The following is a 21,117-nucleotide window of genomic DNA, read 5'->3' on the forward strand; positions in this document are numbered from 1 at the left end:
ATCATATTTTTATAACGCTAAAAACAATGGTTTGGTTGACATTGCAAGTTATTATTTTCAGTCTAATCTATTTTTTTTGCAGGGCTAGTCTTTTTAAAATAAATTAACCATTTACAGACGTTGGCGTACCATTTCAAAGAAACAGATTGAGCCTGCAATTGCCACATTCAAAGATTCCTGTCCACCTGGTTGTGGAATACTTACCGCTTCTGCATGCTGTAAGGCATAATCGGACACACCTTGACCTTCATTGCCTAGAATCCAGACGCAAGCCTTACGCAGATTTTTGGAATAGAGACTTTCTGCATGGTGTGAACTGGTCACATATACAGGAATATGAAATTGTGCTAAGACATCTTCGAGTTCAATATTTTCAAAGGTATGCAAGCTAAAGTGTGCGCCCATGCCTGCACGTAACACCCGTGGCGACCAAAGTGAGGCAGAACCTTTGGTACAAATAATTTGTTCAATACCTGCTGCTGCTGCAGAGCGCAATAAGGTGCCGACATTACCCGGATCTTGCACATTTTCTAAAATCAGTGTGTCTGCTTTAAAGTCTAAAGCTTGGCTTGAACTTGGCACGTCGACAATGGCTAAACAGGCAAGGGAAGTGCCTAAAGTGCTTAAATCTTTATATAAAGATTCGCCAATGACAAAGACCACGCCTGTGTATTTAGCCAAAATACGCTCATAGTCAGGATGGCTTAGTGCATGTTCGGTGGTAAAAATCGAATTGATTTTTTTATTTTCATGTAACCACGCCAGACACAAATGTGTACCTTCAAGTACCGTTTGTCCCTGTTTTTTGCGATAGTTATTTTGTTCAATTAAACCACGTAAGTGTTTAATTTTCGGGTTATCTTTTGATTCTAAAAAAATCGTAGGCATGCGATAAAATCCACAGCAGTCAGCGAATGGCCGACTGCTGTTGTTAAAAATTATTGATGGTAGCTGCTGACCAAATCGACTTCATTTTTTGAGCCAATGATGACAGGCACACGTTGATGTAGGTCTGTGGGTTGGATGTCTAAAATACGCACACGACCTGTGGTTGCCGCACCGCCTGCTTGTTCCATGAGCATACTCATTGGATTGGCTTCATACATTAAACGTAAACGACCTGCTTTTTTCGGGTCTTTTAAGTCGTATGGATACATGAAAACCCCGCTACGGCAAAGGATACGGTGAATATCGCCCACCATACATGCAACCCAACGCATGTTAAAGTCTTTTTCGCGTGGCCCAGTTTTACCAGCCAAAAGTTCATCAATATAGCGTTTTACAGGTGCTTCCCAATGGCGTTGGTTTGAAGCATTGATCGCGTATTCTTTTGTATCGGCAGCAACTTGAATGTTGTCTGCAGTCACCAAAAACTCTTGGCTTTCTGGGTCAAAGGTAAAGAATACCACGCCTGCACCAACAGTGAGCGCCATCATGGTAGATGGGCCATACAGGACATAACCTGCAGCAACTTGTTGTGTACCTGCTTGCATAAAGTCTGCAGCTTGGGTCACGGCATTTTTTGCAGGTAAAATTGAGAAAATGGTACCCACACACATATTGATGTCGATGTTGCTTGAACCATCCAGTGGGTCAAATAACACTAAATATTGACCATTTTCCTGAGCAGGAGTGAATTCGTCTAATTCTTCCGACGCCAAACCACCCACATTAGGATGTTTTTGTAACGCTTCAATTAAATAATCATTTGAAATAACATCTAATTTCTTTTGTTCTTCGCCTTGTACGTTTTCATTTTGTGCACTGCCTAATACGCCCGCCAATGCACCTTTTTGTAATGTTTGGTCAATTGTTTTACAAGTATTGGCTATAGTTTCAATCACTTGAGCAAGTTCGGGTGTTAAATTTCCAGTTTGTTGTTGTAGAAATTGGGAAAGGGTGCGGTATGACATGACTGGAAAACTCCGAATGACTGCAAAAATGAGGATAACAATATGCTGCAATAGTTTAGATGAGAACGCGTTAAAAGAAAAATTAAACTCGACTATTTGCTGTGATTTTACCCTTGCAAGTCCTGCAGAAAGTGCTATGTTGATGTGAAGGATTTAATTTGAGATAGGAGCACAGATATGACAACGTTAAAGTTTGATGCGACTCCAACGCCAAGCGAAGGGATTAGTTTAGACGATATTTCTGAGGACAAGATGAAAGCCGCTTGGAAAGATTACGAGTCTAAACCTGAATATAAAAAGTTTAACAAGCATGATTTGATTGAATCTATGCAAACTGCAAAAGCTGATGCCGAGTCGGAATAACTGAAGCAAAGCTGTATTTCTGCACTTATCTGTTAGTTTTTAAAATATTCGTTTGCCCAGTTTTTTATGTCATAAAAAAGCGCCCTTGTAATAAAGAGCGCTTTTTTCGTATTGGGGAAACACGTTCTAAACGAGTTTTTCCCAAACAGCAAATTATTATTTCAATAATGGTGGAACAGCTTCGTAGTTAATTTCTACGCGACGGTTTTCTTTCCATGCATTTTCATCATGTCCAGGGTTGACTGGCATTTCTTTACCATAGCTCACTGCTTCAAGCTGACCTGCGTTAACGCCGCTGGTGATTAAGAAGCTCTCAACCGCTTTGGCACGACGCTCGCCTAAAGCCATGTTGTATTCGCGTGTACCGCGTTCATCGGTATGACCTGTAAGCGCTACTTTAGAGTTGGCATTCGCCATTAGAAACTGTGCATGTGCTTGTAGGGTCTGGTAATCATCATTAGATAATTCGCTGCTGTCGTAGTCAAAATGCACCACGCGCTTTGCCAAGAAAGCTTTGTTGGCTTCGGTTACTCCTTTGGCAGATGCACCTGCAAGGTTTTGTGCATTTAAAGCTGCATCTTCACTCAAACCTTGGGTGTTGACTGTAGTTGCACCACTTGGTGTTTGACCTGCTTGTGAGTCAGTCGTTGGTTTGCGGTTTGCACAACCTGTCATCACTAAAGCCGATGCCAAAACAGGGAGTACCAATAATTTAACTGCGTTCATCCTCATCTCCATGAAGCTTGATTTTTGGTTTTAAAACAGAACTGAAAAGTGTTTACCTTGCGGGTACTCATTATTTTGGTGCCCACGCAGGTTCACGCACTTCACCTTGTTCACTAGGTAAGTTCATGCGGAAGCGACCGTCTAAAGACATAATTGACAATAAGCCACGTGCGCCTTCGCGCGTTGCATACACCACCATTTGCCCATTTGGTGAGAAGCTTGGCGACTCATCCAAACTGGTTGGGGTTAAAATATTGGTGATATTGGTGTTGATGTCTTGAATTGCGACTTTGTAATTACTGCCACTTGGGCGATGCACCAATGCCAGTTTACGACCATCGGCACTGAGCGTACCACGTGCGTTAAATGCACCGCGGAAGGTTAGGCGTTTGCTGCTGCCTGTGGCAAAGTCATAACGATAAATTTGTGCGGAACCACCACGATCTGAAGTGTAAATAAATGATTTACCATCTGGCGCATAACGTGCTTCGGTATCAATCGCACTGTCATTGGTCATGCGTCGCAGTTCACGGGTGCTTAAATTCATTTGATAAATTTCTGGATTGCCATGCATGGATGCGGTAAACAACATACTTTGCCCATCTGGTGAGAAGCTAGGTGCACCATTTAAACCACGGAAACTGGCTAATTTTTCACGCTGACCTGTAGCCAAATCTTGCACATAAATAGCAGGACGTTTGGTTTCAAACGACACATAGGCAATTTTTTTGGCATCTGGTGTCCATGCAGGCGATAAAATTGGATCACGCGAAGTCAAAATGGTTTTAGGTTGTTCACCATCAGTATCGGCAATTTGCAGGGTATAGCGTTGTTCAGGTGTTGCAGGGTTGCGCAGTACATAAGCAATGCGTCCGCTAAAGTCACCCTTAATGCCCGTGAGTGCTTCATAAATGGCATCACTGATCATGTGTGCAGCAGAACGTACGCGTGACGCAGGCACGCTTAATAATTCATTCAATAAGTATTGCTGTTTTTGCACATCATAAAGTTGGTAATGAACTTCATAACCGCCTTCTGCAGTGGCTTTGACATTTCCCGTCACCACATAAGGTACACCTGCGGCTTGCCATGCAGCTGCATTTGGATTGTTCATGCTTGCAGTTGCAGCAAGGTTTTTAGATGAACTGGTGAATTTGCCTGAACGGTTTAAATCGTTTTCTACAATAGGATAAATACTTTGATCATTGCCAAACGGCACAATCGCAATTTTAGGTGCTTCTTCTGGTGCTTTGGCAATTTCTAAATGCAGTTGTGCAAAAGATTGTGTGCTTAAAACTGGGCTAAGCGCAGTTAAAATAGCAAGACAAAGTAGGTGTTTACGCGTTGTTTCCATCATTCGCTATTTTCTCAAATCAACATAACTTTTTTGGATGTAATTGTGGTACATAATGGCATGCTTTGGTAGGAATGAAAGCATGAATTTATAATAAAACTGTTATAACACTGTGAAAATTTAAATTTATTTATACTCGTAAATATTTTGAGAAGGAGTTAGCCAGATAGATGTTATTCGGCTAACTGGTAACTTATTGCGCTGTAAAGGTAGAGGTGAAGCTACGTGCTTCGCGTCGTGCATCTGGGTCTGATGGCATCGGATAAGGTGCGGCAGCACGAACAGCAGCTTCTACACTGGCTTTCATGTCAGGGTCGCTAGAATTAACCACGACAGACTGAACTGCGCCACTGTCACTTAAAGTCACGCGGGCAGTTGCACGTTGACCCGAAGAACCAGCTGGAGTATCCCACGCTCGTCTGATTTTATTTTCGAAATCGCGTTTAGCAGTGGATGCAATGCGTCGTACTTCAGCCTTTTTCTGAGCAGCTTCTTCTGCAGCTTGTTTGGCAGCTGAGGCTTTGGCTTCAGTATCGGCACGTGCCTTCGCTTCGGCATCAGCTTTGGCTTTTGCATCTGCGTCAGCCTTACGTTTTGCTTCGGCATCAGCTTTGGCTTTTGCATCTGCAGCAGCTTTACGTTTTGCGTCGGCATCAGCTTTGGCTTTTGCATCTGCAGCAGCTTTACGTTTTGCGTCGGCATCAGCTTTGGCTTTTGCATCTGCTGCAGCTTTACGTTTTGCATCGGCATCTGCTTTGGCTTTTGCATCTGCTTCAGCTTTGCGTTTTGCTGCTGCATTGGCTTCGAGTTGACGTCTTTCTGCCGCTTCTGCTTTTTTCAGGGCTTCGGCTTCTTTACGACGTACAGCATCTGCTTCAGCACGTGCTTTGGCATCGGCTTGAGCTTTTGCTTTGGCGTCAGCTTCTCGTTGAGCACGTTCTTCGGCGCGTGCTTGTTGAGCTTTTAAGCGTTCAGCTTCTAGTTTTTGTCGCTCTGCAATTTGTTTGGCTTCAGCAGCTTGTCGTTCTGCACGTGCTTGAGCCTCTGCTGCTTGTGCAGTTTTTTGTGTATCAACTTGAGGAGCGGGTGGCGTAGGAGCCGCTGCAGGTGTTGGAATGACAGGGGCAGGTTCAAGAGCAGGCTCGGCTGTTTGAGTAATTTGCTCTGCTACATTTTCATGTGTGGTTTCAGCAGATTCAGTTTCTAATAAGGGTTTTAAATCTTCTGGTTTTATTAATACCGTTTTAATGGGTTTAGGCGGCTCGGGTGCTTTACTCATGCCCAAATAAAGCAAGCCAACCACTGCGACAAGGTGGACACCTACAGTGAACCCAATCGCGATAGCTTTTTGTTGAAAAGGTGGCTTTTTAAAATCTTTCATAAATTACTTTAAAGGCTCGGTCAGCAATCCAACTTGGGTTAAACCTGTGTTTTGAAGTGTGTTCATCAGTGACATAACTTCACCATAAGAGCGTGATTTGTCGCCTTCAATAATTACTCTAAACTCTTTATTTTCAGTCTTAGCCTGTTCCTGAGCTTGAGTGAGTATTGTTGTAAGTTCTTCAAGTGAAATAGGTTGGTTAGAACCAACATCTTTATATTTTAACGAGTATCGTCCATCTTTATCTAAAGTTACCAAAGCAGGGGCATCTTTCGATTCAATTGGGTTGCCATTGGTTTGAGGTAAATCGACTTGAATCCCACTGGTAATCATCGGTGCAGTAACCATAAAAATCACCAATAACACCAACATGACATCAATATAGGGCACTACATTCATGTCACTTTTGAGTGGTTTCTTAATGCGCTCGAAGCGTCCTGAGCGTTGAATGGCCATTAGTCGTGATCCTTAGTATTGCCTAAAGATTGACGTTGTAATAAAGCCACCATTTCTTCGGCAAATAAAGCACGATCAGAATAAATCGCTTCGCCTTTGGCGGTGTAATGGTTAAAGGCAAGTACCGCAGGAATGGCGGCAAATAAACCAATGGCTGTGGCAATGAGGGCTTCGGCAATCCCTGGTGCGACTGTTGCCAATGTGACTTGATCGACATCTGCCAGTCCAATAAAGGCATTCATAATGCCCCAGACGGTACCAAATAAACCAACGTATGGCGCAACCGAACCAATGCTGGCTAATGCACCTAAGCCTTGTTCAAGTTGAGCTTGGTCGCGGCTTAAACCGACACGTAAAATACGTTCTGTGCCTTCAATGGTTTGTGTTGCAGGCGCTTGGCGCTTTTTGAGTTTTAAAAACTCACCTAAGCCTTGATAGAAAATATCTTCCAAACCGACACGTTTTGAATTGAGCTGTGCGTTGTTGTAAAGCGTATTTAATTCTGCACCAGACCAGAAGATTTTTTGGAAATGCTGATCATCTGCCTGTGCTTTTTTATAGCACATGTGTAACTTGGCAATCAGATACCAACTGTATAATGATGCTAAAAGCAGCGAGAGCATTACCAGCTGAACAACAGGACTTGCTTGTAAAATAAGATCTGATACTTGAAGAGATGATTCGAGTTGTGTTGCCATAGTTACTACATGTGCCAATTCATTTTTTTAATCTTGTCCTAATTCTTTCAGAATAAGGCTACGAATTTCATCTGGCAGACGACGTGGTTTCATATCTGAACCAAGACAGGCCAATTCAACCTCGCCAGATGCAAGCATGATTTCACCACGATAAATATTTTGTTGCAATACAAATGATGACGCTTTACACGAAACTACACTTGCTGTAACAGTAATTAGGTCATCCATTAAGATTGGACGTGAATATTTCACGTTAATTTTATGCACGACAAAGTTGTAATCTTGTTGATGCCAATAATGATCAACACCCGATGCACGAAGCCATTCGGTACGGGTACGTTCCATAAAGCGAATATGGTTGGCGTGGTAAACAATGCCGCCTGCATCAGTATCTTCCATATAGATACGAATTTTAAATTCAAATTTATTCGCCATGATGATGTTCCGCTTCAATGTTGCAAAGTTGTTTGATAAGCAATACTTATAGCTTACGCCGTGTCTGTGAAATTGACGTGAATCGGGGCTATAAGTCAAGCTGTGTATAGCGTGGCAGTTTATCATTCTCAACGCTTCGTCCAATGGCACAAGATTTCAAACATGCTTTTAAGTTAAAATTAGCTGCCTGCCTGATACATGCAGATGATCCACCCCAATGAGCAGCACATGAGCCGTTTAGTTAAATTTTTTGTGGTAATTGCCATATTGTATTTGTTGTGGATGACGCTGTTCCAGCCAGATGGAGGAATTGCGGATAGCACAACCTATCAGTCATCGCAGCAAGTGCATCAATTTAAAGACTATACCATTCAAGCTTTGGAAACCTATGAAGGTGAGTTTCGGGTATTGTCACGTGAAAATTATAATTTTGGACGTGAAGCCGAACTTAGCCCTGTCGATTTTGCTTTGGGATGGGGCGAAATGGCCAAGCCTGAAGTGTATAAACAGTTGTCTATTCGTCAAAGCAACCGTTGGTATCATTGGCGTTATGAACAAGCACCACCGATTCCTGTGCAAGAGATTGCAAGTTTGAGCGCTAATACGCATTTAATTCCTGCCACACCCGCGATTGCGACACAGTTAAAACAGATTGATGAAGATGATTTGATTTATTTGAAAGGTAAATTGGTTGAAGTTACTGCCGCAGATGGGTGGCAGTGGCGCAGTTCTTTAAGCCGTCATGATACAGGGGCGGGCGCGTGTGAATTAATGCTTGTTGAAGATGTGCGTATTATTGAAAATTAGGGTCTATCTACAGACCCAATTGACCTAAATATTTAATAGCTTAAAGGGAGATAGCTCCCTTTAAGCTATTTTTTCCTTTGAGCTATTTTTCTTTTGGCTCTGGCGGTGTCATCCCAAATTGTAAATACGCCATATTGGTGGCAATACGCCCGCGAGCGGTTCGCATTACATAACCTTGTTGAATTAGGTATGGTTCAATTACATCTTCCAAAGTGCCAGAGTCTTCAGCCATAGCAGCGGCCAAAGCTTCCACACCTGCAGGCCCACCATCAAAACGCTCTAATAACATTGATAAATAACGACGGTCTAAGGTATCTAAACCATCTTTATCGACATTCAGCATATCTAGCGCACGTTGTGCCATCTCTTGCGTGACTTCACCTGTGCCTTTGACCTGCGCATAGTCACGAACGCGACGCAATAATCGGTTGGCAATACGTGGTGTACCGCGCGAACGACGAGCGACTTCATTGGCTCCTGCATCGGTCATTGGCACATCCATTAGACTTGCCGAACGTTTGACAATATGGGTCAAATCTTCAACCGAGTAAAATTCCAAACGCTGCACAATACCAAAACGGTCACGCAACGGTGAGGTGAGTAAACCTGCGCGTGTGGTGGCGGCGACAAGGGTAAATGGTGGCAAGTCCAGTTTAATGGAGCGTGCTGCAGGCCCTTCACCAATCATGATGTCCAGTTGATAATCTTCCATCGCTGGATACAAAATTTCTTCAATCACAGGTGAAAGACGGTGAATTTCATCAATAAATAACACATCGCCTTCTTCAAGATTGGTCAGCATGGCGGCTAAATCGCCTGCGCGCTCTAAGACAGGCCCTGAAGTAGATTTAAGATTGCCGCCCATTTCACGGGCAATAATATTGGCGAGTGTGGTTTTACCTAAACCTGGTGGTCCAAAAATCAGGGTGTGGTCCAATGCTTCTGCGCGTCCACGGGCTGCACCAATGAAAATTTCCATTTGTTCACGCACTACAGGTTGCCCAATATAGTCATCGAGTGAGGTGGGGCGAATGGCGCGATCAATTTGATCTTCGGGTTTTTCAGAACCACTGATTAGACGGTCTTGCATATCGTGTTAACTAATCTCTTGAGCTGGGCATTTTGATGCTGCATGCACAGCCTCAAAGTATGAGTTGCGTTTAAATGCCTTTGCGAAGGCATGATTTTACTTTTGAAAGATCAAAAGTAACAAAAATCTTATGTTGAGTTGAGGGTATATCCCTATACCCCAACTCAACGGGCGACATCCATGTCGCCAGTCATGTATCCAATATTGGAAAGATGAACTTACGCTAGGTTTGTTGGCATCTTTTATTTATTCATCGACTTTAATGCTGCACGGATAATATCACTGGCTTCAGTAAAATCGCCCTTGACTGCATTAATCAGTTTTTGTGCTTCGGCAGGTTTATAACCTAAAGATTGTAAAGCGGCTTCGGCTTCGGCAACAGCAGAATTGCCTGTAAACTGGATTTGAGTCATTGTGGAATTGCTGCTGCTCACTTCGTTGGACATGGCTTTAAAGCGATCACGTAATTCAATCATTAAACGTTCAGCAGTTTTTTTGCCCACACCTGGCACTTTAATCAGGGTGTTAATATCTTCATGTTCTACGGTGTGAATCAGTAACTCGACACTCAAGGTCGATAAAATACCCAGTGCCATTTTCGGGCCGACACCATTGACTTTGAGTAAGGTACGGAAAATGGTTTTTTCTTGGGCTTCTAAAAAGCCATATAACAATTGAGCATCTTCACGCACAGCTAAATGCGTCCACAGGGTAATTTTATGCCCTTTTTGTAATTGGCAAAATGTGGTGAGTGGCGTGTCAATTTCATAGCCCACACCATTCACGTTCAGTAACACGGTTGGTGCTTCTAAAGCCAATACTTCGCCAATAAGACATCCGATCATATTTGTGATTCACTGATTGATTTAAAATAAGTTGCTGTTCGCATAGTAGAGCGCATTTTCACAAAAGGCAAAATTCGTGCTTAAATTCTACGTCAATCTTATATAAGTTATTGATATACATGTGATTCGTCATAGCAGACCAACCTTATTGCCTTGTAATTCTTGCGATAAATTATAGGCTTGGTGATCTGAAAACTTGGAGATAATATCCAAGACTTGCATAATATTGTCATAGTGATTATGCGCAAAATCTGCCCCTGAGCGTTGCAAGATGGACATTAAACGCTGTTCTTTAAAACTTAGGGTTTTATGGGGTGTGGTGAGCGGAATAAACGCATCCAAAATATTTTGTAAACTTTGATGCGCAATAATTTCCAATCCAGCTTTTTGCGGATGCTCGAAAATTTTCTCACGCGCTAAGTCTTTGGCGCGATTAATACCAATTTCAATATCTGCTGAGCAATACTGTAAAAGGCTGCCTTTAAGTTGTCCCATTAGGATTTCAAAATGGTGTTTGGCAAACGCTGTGGTGACTTCATCGACTAAACGCTTCATGACCCGACCACGCAAAGCGGCAATTTTTTGTTGCCATGTGGTACGTGCCATCGCCAGTTCTGCTGGAATACCGTAGTCACCAATCAAGTTTAAAAAGATCGGTTCAACTTCTTCATAGCTGAGCATGTTTAAAATAATGCCATCTTCCAAATCAATTAAGGCATAGCAAATATCATCCGCTGCCTCCAATAAATATGTCAGTGGATGACGACAATAGTGATAATCGCCCAATTGAATCAGTCCAAGTTGTTCTGCAATTTGTTTGAGAATTTCTTTTTCAGCTTGGTAACAACCAAATTTATCACGTTGATTGGCAGGGCGGTTGCCTTGTTCGGCAATGGTTTTGGAGAGCCACGGATATTTTAAATAAGCGCCTAAAGTGGCATAGGTTAAACGCATGCCGCCATCATTTGGATGATAGTCAATTTTGGTGAGTAGACGTAAACCTTGCGCATTGCCTTCAAATTGACGTACGTCGGCTTCTTCCTCATCACTAAGTTTGGCGAGAAAATTGCCGTGTGAAGCATCGTCAAACCATTCACGAATGGCATATTCGCCTGCATGTCCGAAAGGTGGATTACCAATATCATGTGCCAAGCAAGCGGCTTGAATAATCGCACCGACATCGGCAGGGGAAATCCACATAGGCAAATGGTCTTTGATTTTTTCTGCAGCCAGCATCCCTAATGAACGTCCAATACAAGACACTTCTAAAGAATGGGTCAGGCGAGTGTGAATACCATCGTGTTGAGTCAGTGGATGGACTTGGGTTTTACGGTTTAGTTGTCTAAAACTTTGCGAAAAAATAATACGGTCATAATCTTTATGAAAAGGGCTGCGCGCCTGTTCTGTACTTTGTTTTTTACTACCAATTCGAACTGTGGAAAGCAGTTCTAACCAACGCATTTGAGTCATTTATCATTATTCACTATGTGCTTGTTTTGCATCATGCCAAAAAAATGACAAAAGCTCTAGGGGCGTGCGACATGGCTTGTCTTTTTAAATCTAAATTCATACAAAATGGGGGATAAGTTTGTGGCGAAGCGTACTTTAAAGTTTTTTTGGGGAACTGTATAAATTGAGGATTGGATGATGCGTATAGGTTGCCAAAATAGCAACAATGCTCAAATTTTTATGCTAATTTCTAATTAATTGTGAAATGGATAGCGAAGTTTAAATATGCTCAAACTGATTTACTATGTGCCTGAATCTCATCTTGAAGAAACTAAACTGGCGGTTTTTGCAGCGGGTGCAGGTGGAATTGGCAATTATGAACATTGTGCATGGCAGGTTTTAGGCACAGGGCAATTTAAGCCTGTCAAAGGAGCAAATCCGTTTATTGGTGAGTTAGATGCTTTGGAACACGTTGCCGAATGGCGCGTGGAAACCATTGTACCTGAGCAAAATGCTCAGGCAGTCGCAAAAGCGCTCAAGGCAAGCCATCCTTACGAAGAGCCTGCCTTTGAGTTTATGCAACTTTTAGATATTAATTTTTAAAGACTTAAATACCAATTTTTAAAGAAAAATAGAATTGTACGATCACTCATATATGGATTGGGGCAAATATAAGTTGCGTAGATAGATTTTACTTTTCACGGGCGAAAAGTAACAAAAGCCCTCTGTTAGACTGATGGTACGTCCTGTACCACAGTCTAACGGGCGACATCCTTGTCGCCTTATCACGAGTCAAAATGTGGCTAGGTTTTAAAAATACAGTTGAAATATTAGGGTCTGTTGACACTTCATCTATGTTTGCGACGTGAGAGATATATCTCGCAAGGTTTTTTAGCTGATATAAGGCATGGGGCAGGAAATTTAGTTATTCTAAATGACTGACTCATAACGCAATAGCAGCAAAAAATATGCTCGTCCCCTTGCGCAGCAAACAAAGCAGCGCTTTGTTCTTGCTCATGTGGCTAAAACTTTCTCAGATTACGTTATGAAACTTGGCAATAGTCTCGTTATTCCTTGCGTTTCATGCCTAATCTGCTCAGTTTTAGCCTACAGCGCAAGCCATTTATGAAATGTTAACAGCCCCTAGACTTTCTGAATAAACAGGTCACGGTCAAAACGGTATTGCGGGAAAAAGACACCATCTTCGGCACGTTCACCTGCAGCAATCACCATCACTGGAAATTGTTGTTCATTCAGTTTTAAGAGTTTGCGTACCATCGGCTCATCAAAACCTTCCATCATACAGCTATCAAAACCGTGTGCGCGAAGGGCCAAGACCATATTTTCACAAGCGAGTGCAGTGGTTTTACTCGCCCAAAGTTTGGCATCGGCAGGGTTAAATACAGTTACAGGTAATTGTTTATCTAAACTACGTGCAATTTTGAAAGCGACTTTCTTAAAGTTACCTACTGCGTTTAAGTAGCCAGTCATGTAGTTATAAGGAATAAACTTGTAATATTTTTTGACTGCTGCAGGTGCTTCAGGAAAAGGAAACTCGCTGATGTTCTTTTTTGCCATTTCATCAACACGGTCTGTGCGTGCAATACACACAATTAGCTCTGCTGCAGTGCGAGCAGCAAGCTGTCCTAAGCAGGCTTTAACCAGTTGTTTCTTCTTGGCAGGGTTTTGCACCACGACAAAAGTCCACGGTTGTAAATTAGATGAGTTCGGTGCCAATAAAGCCATATCTAAACAATCATCCAACACTTCAACAGGAATGGCTTTGTCGGTAAATTTACGCACCGAACGACGGCTTTGAATGACTTTTTTAAAGTTTTCTACATCAATATCTTGTGGTGCAGGTTCAAAATAACGTTCTTTTTTTTCAGCTTTAACATCGGCTGGATTTGGATTAGACATTACAATTTTCCTCAATTTTTTAATGATTGACAGCTCATTGCAGAATATGGGGGCGAATAAAGAAAAAACCACATTCAGCCAAGATGAATGTGGTTTAAAACGTCTAGTTTACTTGAAATGAGTTTAATCGCATTTCAGTTAAACAACGTTTAATTAAATTGGCTGAAATCAGGTTTACGTTTTTGCATAAAGGCCTGCACCGCTTCCATCATTTCTGCTGAGCCGACACGTTGCATAAAAATCTCTGCTTCATGGTCAATCCACGCCACAATTTCATTGACATTATGTTTCATGAGGGCTTTAGATTGTTTAAGTGATGCCAATGGTAAAGCTGCCAATTGTGCTGCTTTTTGTTGCGCCGTTGCATAGACATCGGTTTCAATGCTATTAACTAAATTTGCCGATAATGCCGTTTCGCTATTGAATTTTTGTGCAGTTAGCAACAGTTCAGCCGCTTTGTGATAGCCTGCTTGTTCTACTAGAAGTTTGCTTGATGCACCTTCAGGCGATAAGCCCAAGCTCACAAATGGAATTTGGAATAGGGCAGTATTGTCGCTATATACCAAATCTGCATGTAATAGAATTGTGACACCAATGCCAATTGCCACCCCACGTACAGCTGCAATCAGCGGTTTAGAAAACTTAGCTGCAGATTTTAATAAGATGAATGGAGGGCCTTCGGCAGCAGGTAGTTGTCCTTTAAGTGCAGCAGACTTCATAAAGTCTTGCATGTCATTGCCAGCACTAAAATCTGCATCTGTGCCACGTAAAATTACACAACGTACTGCGTTGGACTGATCTGCTTCATCTAAGGCTTGTGCAATCCACAAATATAATTCACCATACAGCGCGTTTTTTGCTTCTGGTCGGTTGATGGCTAAAGTCAGTACGCCATTGTCTAAATTCGCATTCAAATGTGGGTGAGGTTGTTGAATACAGCTCAGTGTCATCGTACTATCCTTGCTTTGATTGGTTTGAATTTATGGCTCATTATGTCGCAAATTCGCAGCGCTGGCACAACTCATGAGTTCATAAAAAGTTAGTGAATGATGAGATTTGCGTTCCTAATTCAATGTGAAATTTATTTAGAATTTGGGGTTGTTCATTTAAAAAATGAATAAGCAAGGCGGAATCTTAACCTCTATTAATTCTATTTTAGGATTAACCTTCGGTTCGACCTACTTTTGTTTTGGCAAAAGTAGGCAAAACCATTTGTCATCCACGAAACCTGCCCAATTATTGTTTTTGATTTATTATCTTGCAAAAACAATAATGAGTTGATACCACGCAGGTTGTGGATGACATTTCCGCGTATCAGATAGCATCATGTTGTTATCAAAATTAGGATTGGCGTATTTATTATGCAATATACGTTTGATTATTTGGTTTTCATTGGCCGCTTTCAGCCATTTCATTTGGCGCATTTGCAAACCATTCAAATTGCGTTAGCACGTAGTCATTATGTGATTTTGGCATTAGGTTCTGCACAAAATGAGCGCAATTTAAAAAATCCGTTTTTAGCCAAAGAACGTGAGCAGATGATTTTGTCTAACTTTTCACCTGAGATGCAAGAACGGATTAAGTTTGTGCATGTCGTAGATGTCTACAATGATGAAAAATGGCAAAAACTAGTCAAATCTTTAGTCGGTGAATTGATTCAACCGCAAGATCGTGTTGGTTTAATTGGGCATTTTAAAGATGACTCGTCTTATTATTTAAAGTTTTTCCCTGAATGGGAGATGGTAGAATTAGACAGCTTGCAAGATGCCATGTCTGCTACGCCTGCACGTGAGGCTTATTATCGTGGGGAAATACAGCCTAATTTTTTCCCGCAAGGCACAATTGATTTCTTAACCGCATTTCAAAACACGGAAATTTATCGTCAATTACAAGACAAATACCAGCAGCAGGACAGCAGTAATTTGACGGAGTAATCCAGTTTTTAAATGAAAAAGGATGATTGAAAAAGCTTTCAATCATCCAGAACATTGTGTTTTTTTAGAGGCTGAAAATTAAGCCTGTAAAGCGGTTAAATCCGCAAGCACTTGCTCGGCATGTCCTGCAGCTTTGACTTTACGATATTCTTTCAGTAATTGACCTTGATGGAAAATAAAAGTAGAGCGTTCAATGCCCATAACTTTTTTGCCATACATATTTTTTTCTTTAATCACATCAAACAACTGACACAATACTTCTTCTTTATCGCTAATCAAGTTGATGCCTAAAGATTGTTTTTCGGTAAAGTTTTGATGGGCTTTGACTGAGTCGCGCGAAATGCCAATGATGGTGGTATTAAGCGCATCAAATTGTGGCTTTAGCGCAGTAAAATCGACAGCTTGTGTGGTGCAGCCTGGGGTAGAATCTTTCGGGTAAAAATACACCACTAACCAATCTGTACCAAGTTCGGTTAAATTGACTTCGCCTGTGGTTGCAGGAAAAGCTTGATTTGGTAATTGAATTGTCGTGCTCATATTTTTCTCCAAAATCATGCACATAAAAAACTAGCCACATAAAGTGGCTAGTTGAAATTGTTAAGAAAAATTATTTTTTCTCAGCCGCTTTCATTGCTTCTTCAGTTAAGGTTTTTAATTTACCTGTAAGCTGAGGACCAAAACAAGTTTGCAAATCTTTATTTTGCTTTTGTACAAAAGCTAAAGTCGCAGGGCTCTTTTTCTGGTTAATTGCGCTTTGAATTTCCCATTTTTGAGCGTTGGTTAATTTACCATCTGCTTCTACTGCACAAGTACAATATTTGCTTACTTCAGCTGTAGTCAGTTTTTTGCCTTTTGCAGTTTCTTCTTTACAAACATTAATTAAAGCTGCTTTTACATTGGTGCTTTTATATGCTTGTTGCAACTTGTCATTATTTGCGTGTGTCGTTGTTGCGAATAATGCAGCAACAGACATAATCGCAGAAACTATAATGTTTGATTTTAAATTTTTCATACACTTTACCTTGTTATGACGGTATATAACGCGTTGGGTCTGCAACACCGGCATCGGCAAAACCTTGTTTGCGTAAGCGACAGCTGTCACATTTACCACAAGCACGTCCTTGGTCATCTGCTTGGTAGCAAGAAACCGTTTGACTATAGTCTACGCCATGTTCAATACCTAAGCGAATAATATTTGCTTTGGATAAATGTAACAAAGGTGTCTCAAATTTTAACGGTTTGCCTTCTACACCAACTTTGGTTGCCAAGCGTGCCATATTGGCAAAAGCATCAATAAATTCAGGACGACAGTCAGGATAGCCCGAATAATCTACCGCATTAATACCAATCACAATTGCTTCTGCATCAAAAACTTCGGCAGCTGCCAAAGCATAAGACAGGAAGATGGTATTACGCGCAGGCACATAAGTCACAGGAATACCTTCTTGCTCATGATCAGGTACTTCAATGCTGTGATCGGTCAGGGCAGAACCGCCCAAGTTGCCTAAATCAATATTAATCACACGATGCTCAATGCCTGCATTTTTAGTCAAGGCACGTGCAGCATCTAGCTCTGTAGTCGAGCGTTGACCATACATAAAACTAAGTGCAATACATTCATAACGCGCTTGTGCCCATGCCAAACACGTGGTTGAGTCTAATCCACCAGATAACAATACAATGGCACGAGGGCGCATAATTGAACTCCAAATTTTAAAATATAGCGATAGAACTTGAGCAAAAGTGTGAAGATTGACGTCAATACGAATGGGGATTCGTGAGGAGATTAACGACCTGTTTCATCATTCCAAAGCAATTTATGTAATTGCAATTGGAAACGAACAGGGAGATGGTCGGCTAAAATCCACTGTGCCAAATCACGTGCAAGTTGTGGCAAGGCGACTGCACCTTTTTCGACAGCAAATGCAGGGGAGAACCACACTGTATCGACTTTTTTATGCAACTGATATTGCTCAACTTGCTGCTTCGCCCAAAGATAATCGTCATGATTGCAAATCACAAATTTGATTTGATCATGTGGGTTTAAAAAATCTAAATTTGATAATAAGTTGCGTGACATTTCACCCGATGCAGGGGTTTTTAAATCCAGCACCTTCGACACACGGTTATCCACTTTAGAAATATCTAAAGCTCCACTGGTTTCCAAAGACACTTCACAACCTAAATCTGCCAAGCGTTGCATGAGTGGCAGTGCATTCGGTTGAGCCAGAGGTTCACCGCCCGTCACACATACATACGGTGTTTTAAATTCTAGCGTGGTTTGGATGATGTCATCTAAAGATTGACGTTCGCCACCTTCAAAAGAATAAGTGGTATCACAGTAATGGCAACGCAATGGACAACCCGTTAAACGAATAAACACGGTTGGCAAGCCTGATGTATTGGCTTCGCCCTGCAACGAATAGAAAATCTCCGTAATGCGTAAACCCGCAGACGGATCAGAAACAGGAATAGCGGAAGATCGGAGGGTATTCATAAAATTCATCACAGTATGTAAAAAAACAAAAATCCCTACGGTCATTGCTGGCCGTAGAGATGGAGAAAACTAAAAAAAGTTTAGTCTTCGCGTAATAAGTCGTTCAAACTGGTTTTTGCACGGGTTTTCGCATCTACTTTCTTCACAATGATAGCAGCATACAAGCTATAAGTGCCACATTTAGAAGGCAGGTTGCCAGAAACTACCACCGAACCTGCAGGTACACGACCATAATGGATTTCGCCAGTTTCACGGTCATAAATTTTAGTCGATTGACCAATATAAACGCCCATAGAAATGACAGAACCTTCTTCCACAATCACGCCTTCAACAATTTCAGAACGTGCGCCAATGAAGCAGTTGTCTTCAATAATAGTTGGGTTTGCTTGAAGTGGCTCAAGTACACCACCAATACCTACACCACCCGATAAATGCACGTTTTTACCAATTTGTGCACATGAACCTACAGTTGCCCATGTATCAACCATGGTGCCTTCATCTACATAAGCGCCAATATTGACATAAGATGGCATTAACACCACATTTTTGGCTTGGAATGAACCTTTACGTGCAACTGCTGGCGGTACAACACGCACACCTGCTTGTTTGAATTGCTCGTCAGTCCAACCTGTAAATTTCGTGTCTACTTTGTCGTAGAAACGCAAATCGCAAGATTCAATTGGCTTGTTATCATTGAGTTTAAAAGATAACAAAACTGCCTTTTTTAACCATTGGTGAACGATCCACTCACCATTAATTTTTTCAGCAACGCGTAATGTGCCGTTATCTAAACCTGCAATTGCTTGTTCAACTGCCTGACGAATTTCAGCGGGACAATCTGCAGCGCTGAAATTAGCGCGGTCTTCAAATGCTTGTTCAATGATTGTTGAAAGCTGAGACATCGATGTTCTTACCAGAAAAAAATTTTCCAAAGATTTTACACTATATTGAGTGAGGAATAGATAAAAATTGGAACAGATTGGAATTTATCCTTAGTAAGATAAACAAGTTAAGTTGCGCGCTAAATTGTTGAAGTTTTGAAAATAAATGCTTTTGCAATAAACAATAAGAATAAATTTGTATCAAAAAATAACAAAAACGGGGTAAATTTTGCATAAAAGCTGACCGCAACATGCTCTATAGTTTTCTCATGACAAAACGAATGAAAATTCAAAAAGTTTTAGTTTGAGGAGAAACACAATGAAAACTTTACATACAATTTTAGCCGCTTCGGTATTGGCAGCAGTTGCAGGTTCTGCAATGGCAGATACAGCTGTGGTAAAAGATGGCTATGCGTTTGATCGTAACCAATTAATTCCAACAGGTGTGCGTGCTGAAGTAGGTACAACAGGTTATGGCGGTGCCTTACTTTGGACTGCAAACCCATACGTTGGTTTAGCGCTGGGTTACAACGGTGGTGACATTTCATGGTCAGATGATTTGTCTATTAATGGCACTAAATATGACATGGATATGGATAACAAATTGGCTTATTTAAATGCTGAGATTCGTCCATGGGGTGAAAGTACTAACCGTTGGGCACAGGGGATGTACGTTGCAGCAGGTGTGGGCTACGTTGATAATCAGTATGATTTAACTAAGCGCGTGGGTACAAATGCATCGGTAGAAGTAGACGGTAGCCGCTTCAATGGTGGTGCAAACGGTGTTAACATTGATGGTAAATTAAGTTACGATAACCAATTTGCTCCTTATGTCGGTTTAGGTTTGGCGCCAAAAATCAATGAAAACTGGGGAGTGTTTGGTGAAGTCGGTGCTTATTACACTGGTAATCCAGACGTAAATCTAAATTCTAGTAATCCTGGGTTGATCGGAAGTGATGGCCGTACTCTTGGTGCAGCTCTGAGTACTCAAGAAAATGATATTTCAGAAAAAGATAAATATAAATGGTTGCCAGTAGCGAAACTAGGTGTAAGTTACCACTGGTAATATCCATTGGCTTTAGCTAAACCTCAAAAAACGAGCTTCGGCTCGTTTTTTGTGTCTTAAAAGCGGTGTGCCAATTTCAAATGATAAACCCAAGCATCACGTTGTTCGAGTGAAGAAAAACTTGAGATTTGGGTGATTAACGACTGTGGTTGTGTCTTTTCTGGTTTGGTAAAGTACAAATAATGCAGACCCGCAATCATAAACGTTTTAGGGTTAAAGTGATAAACCGCGCCCGTACCCACACCAACATAGCCGTCTACAGGGTTTAAGCTTGAGGCAGGATTACCCGCACCAGAATCCCACAATCCTTCCACCGCAGTGATCCATTTGGATGACCATTGATGGGCAACCCCCAAACGGGTCGACCATTGATTCTTTTGGTAATCAATCAGGTTTAAATTCATATTGGATACTTGCTGTAGCATTGCAGCATATTGTATGGGCTGAATTTCAAAATCTTGCCAATTCACCCATCTTAAGGATGCATAGAGAAAATTTTGGGCAGGTAAACCTGTTTGAAAATCTAGATTAATCGATTCTGGTGTCTGAATAGTAGTCGTATGCTGTGGTGCAATCTCTAGAGGAAACCCCCAAAAACTTTCACTAGCATTGGTATGGTGCTTAATTTTAGAGCGGTAGGTAATTGCAGTATTAAATGCATATTCAGAAAGTTGATAGCTGATACCTGCCAGCCAGCCCCATGCGTGATCTTTAGGGAAGTGCACATCATAATCAAAATAATAATTTTCGACGTGTGTACCAATTCTGAGATTCCCTGAAAAGGATTGGTAGCTCACACCCGTAAACAGATTCCAGTTTGCATTTGGTTGATAGCCAACCAGTGCAGTCATGTTGTTTGAATCGAATTCAACGTCTGCAATTTCTGAAGAGGGGTGAGTCGTTTTGAACTGATAATCCACATCCGTAAAAAAAGGTTGGTCAAATAATAACGCCACAGAAATTTGTGGATGTGGTTGTAATTTTAATGCAGCTTGGATGAAGTGTTGATTATTGACTAAATTGCCTGTTGAAAAATCTTGAACGCCTAATTCGGCAATATTTTGTTGATGCTGTACCTGACCTGAAATATTGGTATCCACGTGTAGCAAAGCGACTTCCGCATAATTTCCTTTTTCAAATAATGCATGTACCGATTGACCGCTGCGTTCTAAAGCGGCAGCAGAGGCATAACCTAGCGGCAGGACACACAGCAATCCAACAAAAATGTGAAATTTCATGTTACGTCCTTGGTCTAAATTATACAATTGTGTTTAAAATCAAATTACGTTTTTTATTGTTGAT

General features: G+C 41.4%; 24 protein-coding genes. 5 read left to right on the top strand and 19 right to left on the bottom strand.

Features of this window, described 5'->3' with window-relative positions; translation table 11 throughout:
* Window positions 1–111 precede the first annotated feature (111 nt).
* Both FTT91_RS07785 and FTT91_RS07790 read right to left on the bottom strand, forming a co-directional pair.
* Window positions 112–888, bottom strand: coding sequence for an RNA methyltransferase (locus FTT91_RS07785; RefSeq protein ID WP_180169227.1), 777 nt, complete (start codon window positions 886–888; stop codon window positions 112–114).
* Window positions 889–938: 50 nt separating this feature from the next.
* Window positions 939–1,913: a class 1 fructose-bisphosphatase gene (locus FTT91_RS07790; protein ID WP_004971801.1), complete on the bottom strand. Its 975-nt coding sequence runs from the start codon at window positions 1,911–1,913 to the stop codon at window positions 939–941.
* Between the two features lie 177 nt (window positions 1,914–2,090).
* On the opposite strand from FTT91_RS07790, the gene FTT91_RS07795 reads away from it, so the two are divergent.
* Window positions 2,091–2,276: an NF038105 family protein gene (locus FTT91_RS07795; protein ID WP_004971800.1), complete on the top strand. Its 186-nt coding sequence runs from the start codon at window positions 2,091–2,093 to the stop codon at window positions 2,274–2,276.
* 156 nt (window positions 2,277–2,432) lie between these two features.
* Here the strand turns inward: FTT91_RS07795 and pal are convergent, their stop codons facing one another.
* The 6 genes from pal to ybgC form a co-directional block, all read right to left on the bottom strand.
* On the bottom strand, window positions 2,433–3,002 hold the full coding sequence (pal, locus tag FTT91_RS07800) for a peptidoglycan-associated lipoprotein Pal (protein ID WP_004971799.1): 570 nt from the start codon (window positions 3,000–3,002) through the stop codon (window positions 2,433–2,435).
* Window positions 3,003–3,072: 70 nt separating this feature from the next.
* Window positions 3,073–4,356, bottom strand: a complete 1,284-nt coding sequence (gene tolB / locus FTT91_RS07805) for a Tol-Pal system beta propeller repeat protein TolB (protein WP_026438303.1) — start codon at window positions 4,354–4,356, stop codon at window positions 3,073–3,075.
* A gap of 193 nt (window positions 4,357–4,549) precedes the next feature.
* A complete protein-coding gene (gene tolA / locus FTT91_RS07810) occupies window positions 4,550–5,737 on the bottom strand; it encodes a cell envelope integrity protein TolA (protein ID WP_180169228.1) in 1,188 nt (395 codons plus the stop codon).
* A gap of 3 nt (window positions 5,738–5,740) precedes the next feature.
* Entirely contained in the window at window positions 5,741–6,193 is a 453-nt protein-coding gene (gene tolR / locus FTT91_RS07815; protein WP_180008341.1) for a protein TolR, read from the bottom strand.
* Window positions 6,193–6,891: a protein TolQ gene (gene tolQ, locus FTT91_RS07820; protein WP_180169229.1), complete on the bottom strand. Its 699-nt coding sequence runs from the start codon at window positions 6,889–6,891 to the stop codon at window positions 6,193–6,195. The genes tolR and tolQ overlap by 1 nt, the downstream gene beginning before the upstream one ends.
* A gap of 27 nt (window positions 6,892–6,918) precedes the next feature.
* The gene (ybgC, locus tag FTT91_RS07825) at window positions 6,919–7,326 is read right to left on the bottom strand and encodes a tol-pal system-associated acyl-CoA thioesterase (RefSeq protein WP_004971791.1); all 408 of its coding nucleotides are present in this window, start codon (window positions 7,324–7,326) and stop codon (window positions 6,919–6,921) included.
* Window positions 7,327–7,554: 228 nt separating this feature from the next.
* Here ybgC and FTT91_RS07830 point away from each other — a divergent pair, with 228 nt between their 5' ends.
* A complete protein-coding gene (locus FTT91_RS07830; protein ID WP_004971789.1) occupies window positions 7,555–8,133 on the top strand; it encodes a hypothetical protein in 579 nt (192 codons plus the stop codon).
* Between the two features lie 82 nt (window positions 8,134–8,215).
* Here the strand turns inward: FTT91_RS07830 and ruvB are convergent, their stop codons facing one another.
* From ruvB to FTT91_RS07845, 3 genes are all read right to left on the bottom strand, one after another.
* Window positions 8,216–9,223 carry a Holliday junction branch migration DNA helicase RuvB gene (gene ruvB, locus FTT91_RS07835; protein WP_004971787.1) on the bottom strand — a complete coding sequence of 336 codons (1,008 nt, stop codon included), beginning with the start codon at window positions 9,221–9,223 and terminating at the stop codon, window positions 8,216–8,218.
* A 242-nt stretch (window positions 9,224–9,465) separates the two neighbouring features.
* A complete protein-coding gene (ruvA, locus tag FTT91_RS07840; protein WP_180169230.1) occupies window positions 9,466–10,068 on the bottom strand; it encodes a Holliday junction branch migration protein RuvA in 603 nt (200 codons plus the stop codon).
* Window positions 10,069–10,197: 129 nt separating this feature from the next.
* Window positions 10,198–11,538, bottom strand: coding sequence for a deoxyguanosinetriphosphate triphosphohydrolase (locus FTT91_RS07845; RefSeq protein ID WP_019837718.1), 1,341 nt, complete (start codon window positions 11,536–11,538; stop codon window positions 10,198–10,200).
* Between the two features lie 264 nt (window positions 11,539–11,802).
* Between FTT91_RS07845 and FTT91_RS07850 the strand changes: the two genes are divergently transcribed.
* Window positions 11,803–12,120, top strand: coding sequence for a YqfO family protein (locus FTT91_RS07850; protein ID WP_104851742.1), 318 nt, complete (start codon window positions 11,803–11,805; stop codon window positions 12,118–12,120).
* Window positions 12,121–12,660: 540 nt separating this feature from the next.
* Here the strand turns inward: FTT91_RS07850 and FTT91_RS07855 are convergent.
* Both FTT91_RS07855 and FTT91_RS07860 read right to left on the bottom strand, forming a co-directional pair.
* Window positions 12,661–13,437: a nitroreductase family protein gene (locus FTT91_RS07855; protein WP_180169231.1), complete on the bottom strand. Its 777-nt coding sequence runs from the start codon at window positions 13,435–13,437 to the stop codon at window positions 12,661–12,663.
* A gap of 149 nt (window positions 13,438–13,586) precedes the next feature.
* Window positions 13,587–14,387: an enoyl-CoA hydratase-related protein gene (locus tag FTT91_RS07860; protein ID WP_096901116.1), complete on the bottom strand. Its 801-nt coding sequence runs from the start codon at window positions 14,385–14,387 to the stop codon at window positions 13,587–13,589.
* A 411-nt stretch (window positions 14,388–14,798) separates the two neighbouring features.
* Between FTT91_RS07860 and FTT91_RS07865 the strand changes: the two genes are divergently transcribed.
* A complete protein-coding gene (locus FTT91_RS07865) occupies window positions 14,799–15,371 on the top strand; it encodes a nicotinate-nicotinamide nucleotide adenylyltransferase (RefSeq protein ID WP_096901115.1) in 573 nt (190 codons plus the stop codon).
* A gap of 78 nt (window positions 15,372–15,449) precedes the next feature.
* Here FTT91_RS07865 and FTT91_RS07870 read toward each other — a convergent pair whose 3' ends face one another.
* The 5 genes from FTT91_RS07870 to dapD all read right to left on the bottom strand — a co-directional run bounded on the left by FTT91_RS07870 (window position 15,450) and on the right by dapD (window position 18,770).
* Window positions 15,450–15,908, bottom strand: a complete 459-nt coding sequence (locus FTT91_RS07870) for a peroxiredoxin (protein WP_096901114.1) — start codon at window positions 15,906–15,908, stop codon at window positions 15,450–15,452.
* A 70-nt stretch (window positions 15,909–15,978) separates the two neighbouring features.
* Window positions 15,979–16,383 (bottom strand): hypothetical protein, encoded by a 405-nt coding sequence (locus FTT91_RS07875; RefSeq protein WP_004971768.1) that lies wholly within the window; start codon window positions 16,381–16,383, stop codon window positions 15,979–15,981.
* A gap of 13 nt (window positions 16,384–16,396) precedes the next feature.
* Window positions 16,397–17,068 carry a 7-cyano-7-deazaguanine synthase QueC gene (queC, locus tag FTT91_RS07880; protein ID WP_136144778.1) on the bottom strand — a complete coding sequence of 224 codons (672 nt, stop codon included), beginning with the start codon at window positions 17,066–17,068 and terminating at the stop codon, window positions 16,397–16,399.
* Window positions 17,069–17,157: 89 nt separating this feature from the next.
* Window positions 17,158–17,868 (bottom strand): 7-carboxy-7-deazaguanine synthase QueE, encoded by a 711-nt coding sequence (gene queE, locus FTT91_RS07885; protein WP_136144777.1) that lies wholly within the window; start codon window positions 17,866–17,868, stop codon window positions 17,158–17,160.
* An 80-nt stretch (window positions 17,869–17,948) separates the two neighbouring features.
* Entirely contained in the window at window positions 17,949–18,770 is an 822-nt protein-coding gene (gene dapD / locus FTT91_RS07890) for a 2,3,4,5-tetrahydropyridine-2,6-dicarboxylate N-succinyltransferase (RefSeq protein WP_004971762.1), read from the bottom strand.
* Between the two features lie 298 nt (window positions 18,771–19,068).
* On the opposite strand from dapD, the gene carO reads away from it, so the two are divergent.
* Entirely contained in the window at window positions 19,069–19,815 is a 747-nt protein-coding gene (gene carO / locus FTT91_RS07895; protein ID WP_167845897.1) for an ornithine uptake porin CarO type 2, read from the top strand.
* 56 nt (window positions 19,816–19,871) lie between these two features.
* On the opposite strand, the gene FTT91_RS07900 is transcribed toward carO, so the two are convergent.
* The gene (locus FTT91_RS07900) at window positions 19,872–21,053 is read right to left on the bottom strand and encodes an outer membrane protein transport protein (protein ID WP_180169232.1); all 1,182 of its coding nucleotides are present in this window, start codon (window positions 21,051–21,053) and stop codon (window positions 19,872–19,874) included.
* Between the last annotated feature and the right edge of the window lie 64 nt (window positions 21,054–21,117).

It is taken from the genome of Acinetobacter sp. YH12021 (assembly GCF_013420145.1).
Taxonomy (GTDB): domain Bacteria; phylum Pseudomonadota; class Gammaproteobacteria; order Pseudomonadales; family Moraxellaceae; genus Acinetobacter; species Acinetobacter towneri.

Bases quoted from the DNA above. Each gene is read 5' to 3' on its own strand.
- FTT91_RS07785 (WP_180169227.1), bottom strand. From the start codon at position 888: ATGCCTACGATTTTTTTAGAATCAAAAGATAACCCGAAAATTAAACAC.
- FTT91_RS07790 (WP_004971801.1), bottom strand. From the start codon at position 1,913: ATGTCATACCGCACCCTTTCCCAATTTCTACAACAACAAACTGGAAAT.
- FTT91_RS07795 (WP_004971800.1), top strand. From the start codon at position 2,091: ATGACAACGTTAAAGTTTGATGCGACTCCAACGCCAAGCGAAGGGATT.
- pal (WP_004971799.1), bottom strand. From the start codon at position 3,002: ATGAACGCAGTTAAATTATTGGTACTCCCTGTTTTGGCATCGGCTTTA.
- tolB (WP_026438303.1), bottom strand. From the start codon at position 4,356: ATGGAAACAACGCGTAAACACCTACTTTGTCTTGCTATTTTAACTGCG.
- tolA (WP_180169228.1), bottom strand. From the start codon at position 5,737: ATGAAAGATTTTAAAAAGCCACCTTTTCAACAAAAAGCTATCGCGATT.
- tolR (WP_180008341.1), bottom strand. From the start codon at position 6,193: ATGGCCATTCAACGCTCAGGACGCTTCGAGCGCATTAAGAAACCACTC.
- tolQ (WP_180169229.1), bottom strand. From the start codon at position 6,891: ATGGCAACACAACTCGAATCATCTCTTCAAGTATCAGATCTTATTTTA.
- ybgC (WP_004971791.1), bottom strand. From the start codon at position 7,326: ATGGCGAATAAATTTGAATTTAAAATTCGTATCTATATGGAAGATACT.
- FTT91_RS07830 (WP_004971789.1), top strand. From the start codon at position 7,555: ATGAGCCGTTTAGTTAAATTTTTTGTGGTAATTGCCATATTGTATTTG.
- ruvB (WP_004971787.1), bottom strand. From the start codon at position 9,223: ATGCAAGACCGTCTAATCAGTGGTTCTGAAAAACCCGAAGATCAAATT.
- ruvA (WP_180169230.1), bottom strand. From the start codon at position 10,068: ATGATCGGATGTCTTATTGGCGAAGTATTGGCTTTAGAAGCACCAACC.
- FTT91_RS07845 (WP_019837718.1), bottom strand. From the start codon at position 11,538: ATGACTCAAATGCGTTGGTTAGAACTGCTTTCCACAGTTCGAATTGGT.
- FTT91_RS07850 (WP_104851742.1), top strand. From the start codon at position 11,803: ATGCTCAAACTGATTTACTATGTGCCTGAATCTCATCTTGAAGAAACT.
- FTT91_RS07855 (WP_180169231.1), bottom strand. From the start codon at position 13,437: ATGTCTAATCCAAATCCAGCCGATGTTAAAGCTGAAAAAAAAGAACGT.
- FTT91_RS07860 (WP_096901116.1), bottom strand. From the start codon at position 14,387: ATGACACTGAGCTGTATTCAACAACCTCACCCACATTTGAATGCGAAT.
- FTT91_RS07865 (WP_096901115.1), top strand. From the start codon at position 14,799: ATGCAATATACGTTTGATTATTTGGTTTTCATTGGCCGCTTTCAGCCA.
- FTT91_RS07870 (WP_096901114.1), bottom strand. From the start codon at position 15,908: ATGAGCACGACAATTCAATTACCAAATCAAGCTTTTCCTGCAACCACA.
- FTT91_RS07875 (WP_004971768.1), bottom strand. From the start codon at position 16,383: ATGAAAAATTTAAAATCAAACATTATAGTTTCTGCGATTATGTCTGTT.
- queC (WP_136144778.1), bottom strand. From the start codon at position 17,068: ATGCGCCCTCGTGCCATTGTATTGTTATCTGGTGGATTAGACTCAACC.
- queE (WP_136144777.1), bottom strand. From the start codon at position 17,868: ATGAATACCCTCCGATCTTCCGCTATTCCTGTTTCTGATCCGTCTGCG.
- dapD (WP_004971762.1), bottom strand. From the start codon at position 18,770: ATGTCTCAGCTTTCAACAATCATTGAACAAGCATTTGAAGACCGCGCT.
- carO (WP_167845897.1), top strand. From the start codon at position 19,069: ATGAAAACTTTACATACAATTTTAGCCGCTTCGGTATTGGCAGCAGTT.
- FTT91_RS07900 (WP_180169232.1), bottom strand. From the start codon at position 21,053: ATGAAATTTCACATTTTTGTTGGATTGCTGTGTGTCCTGCCGCTAGGT.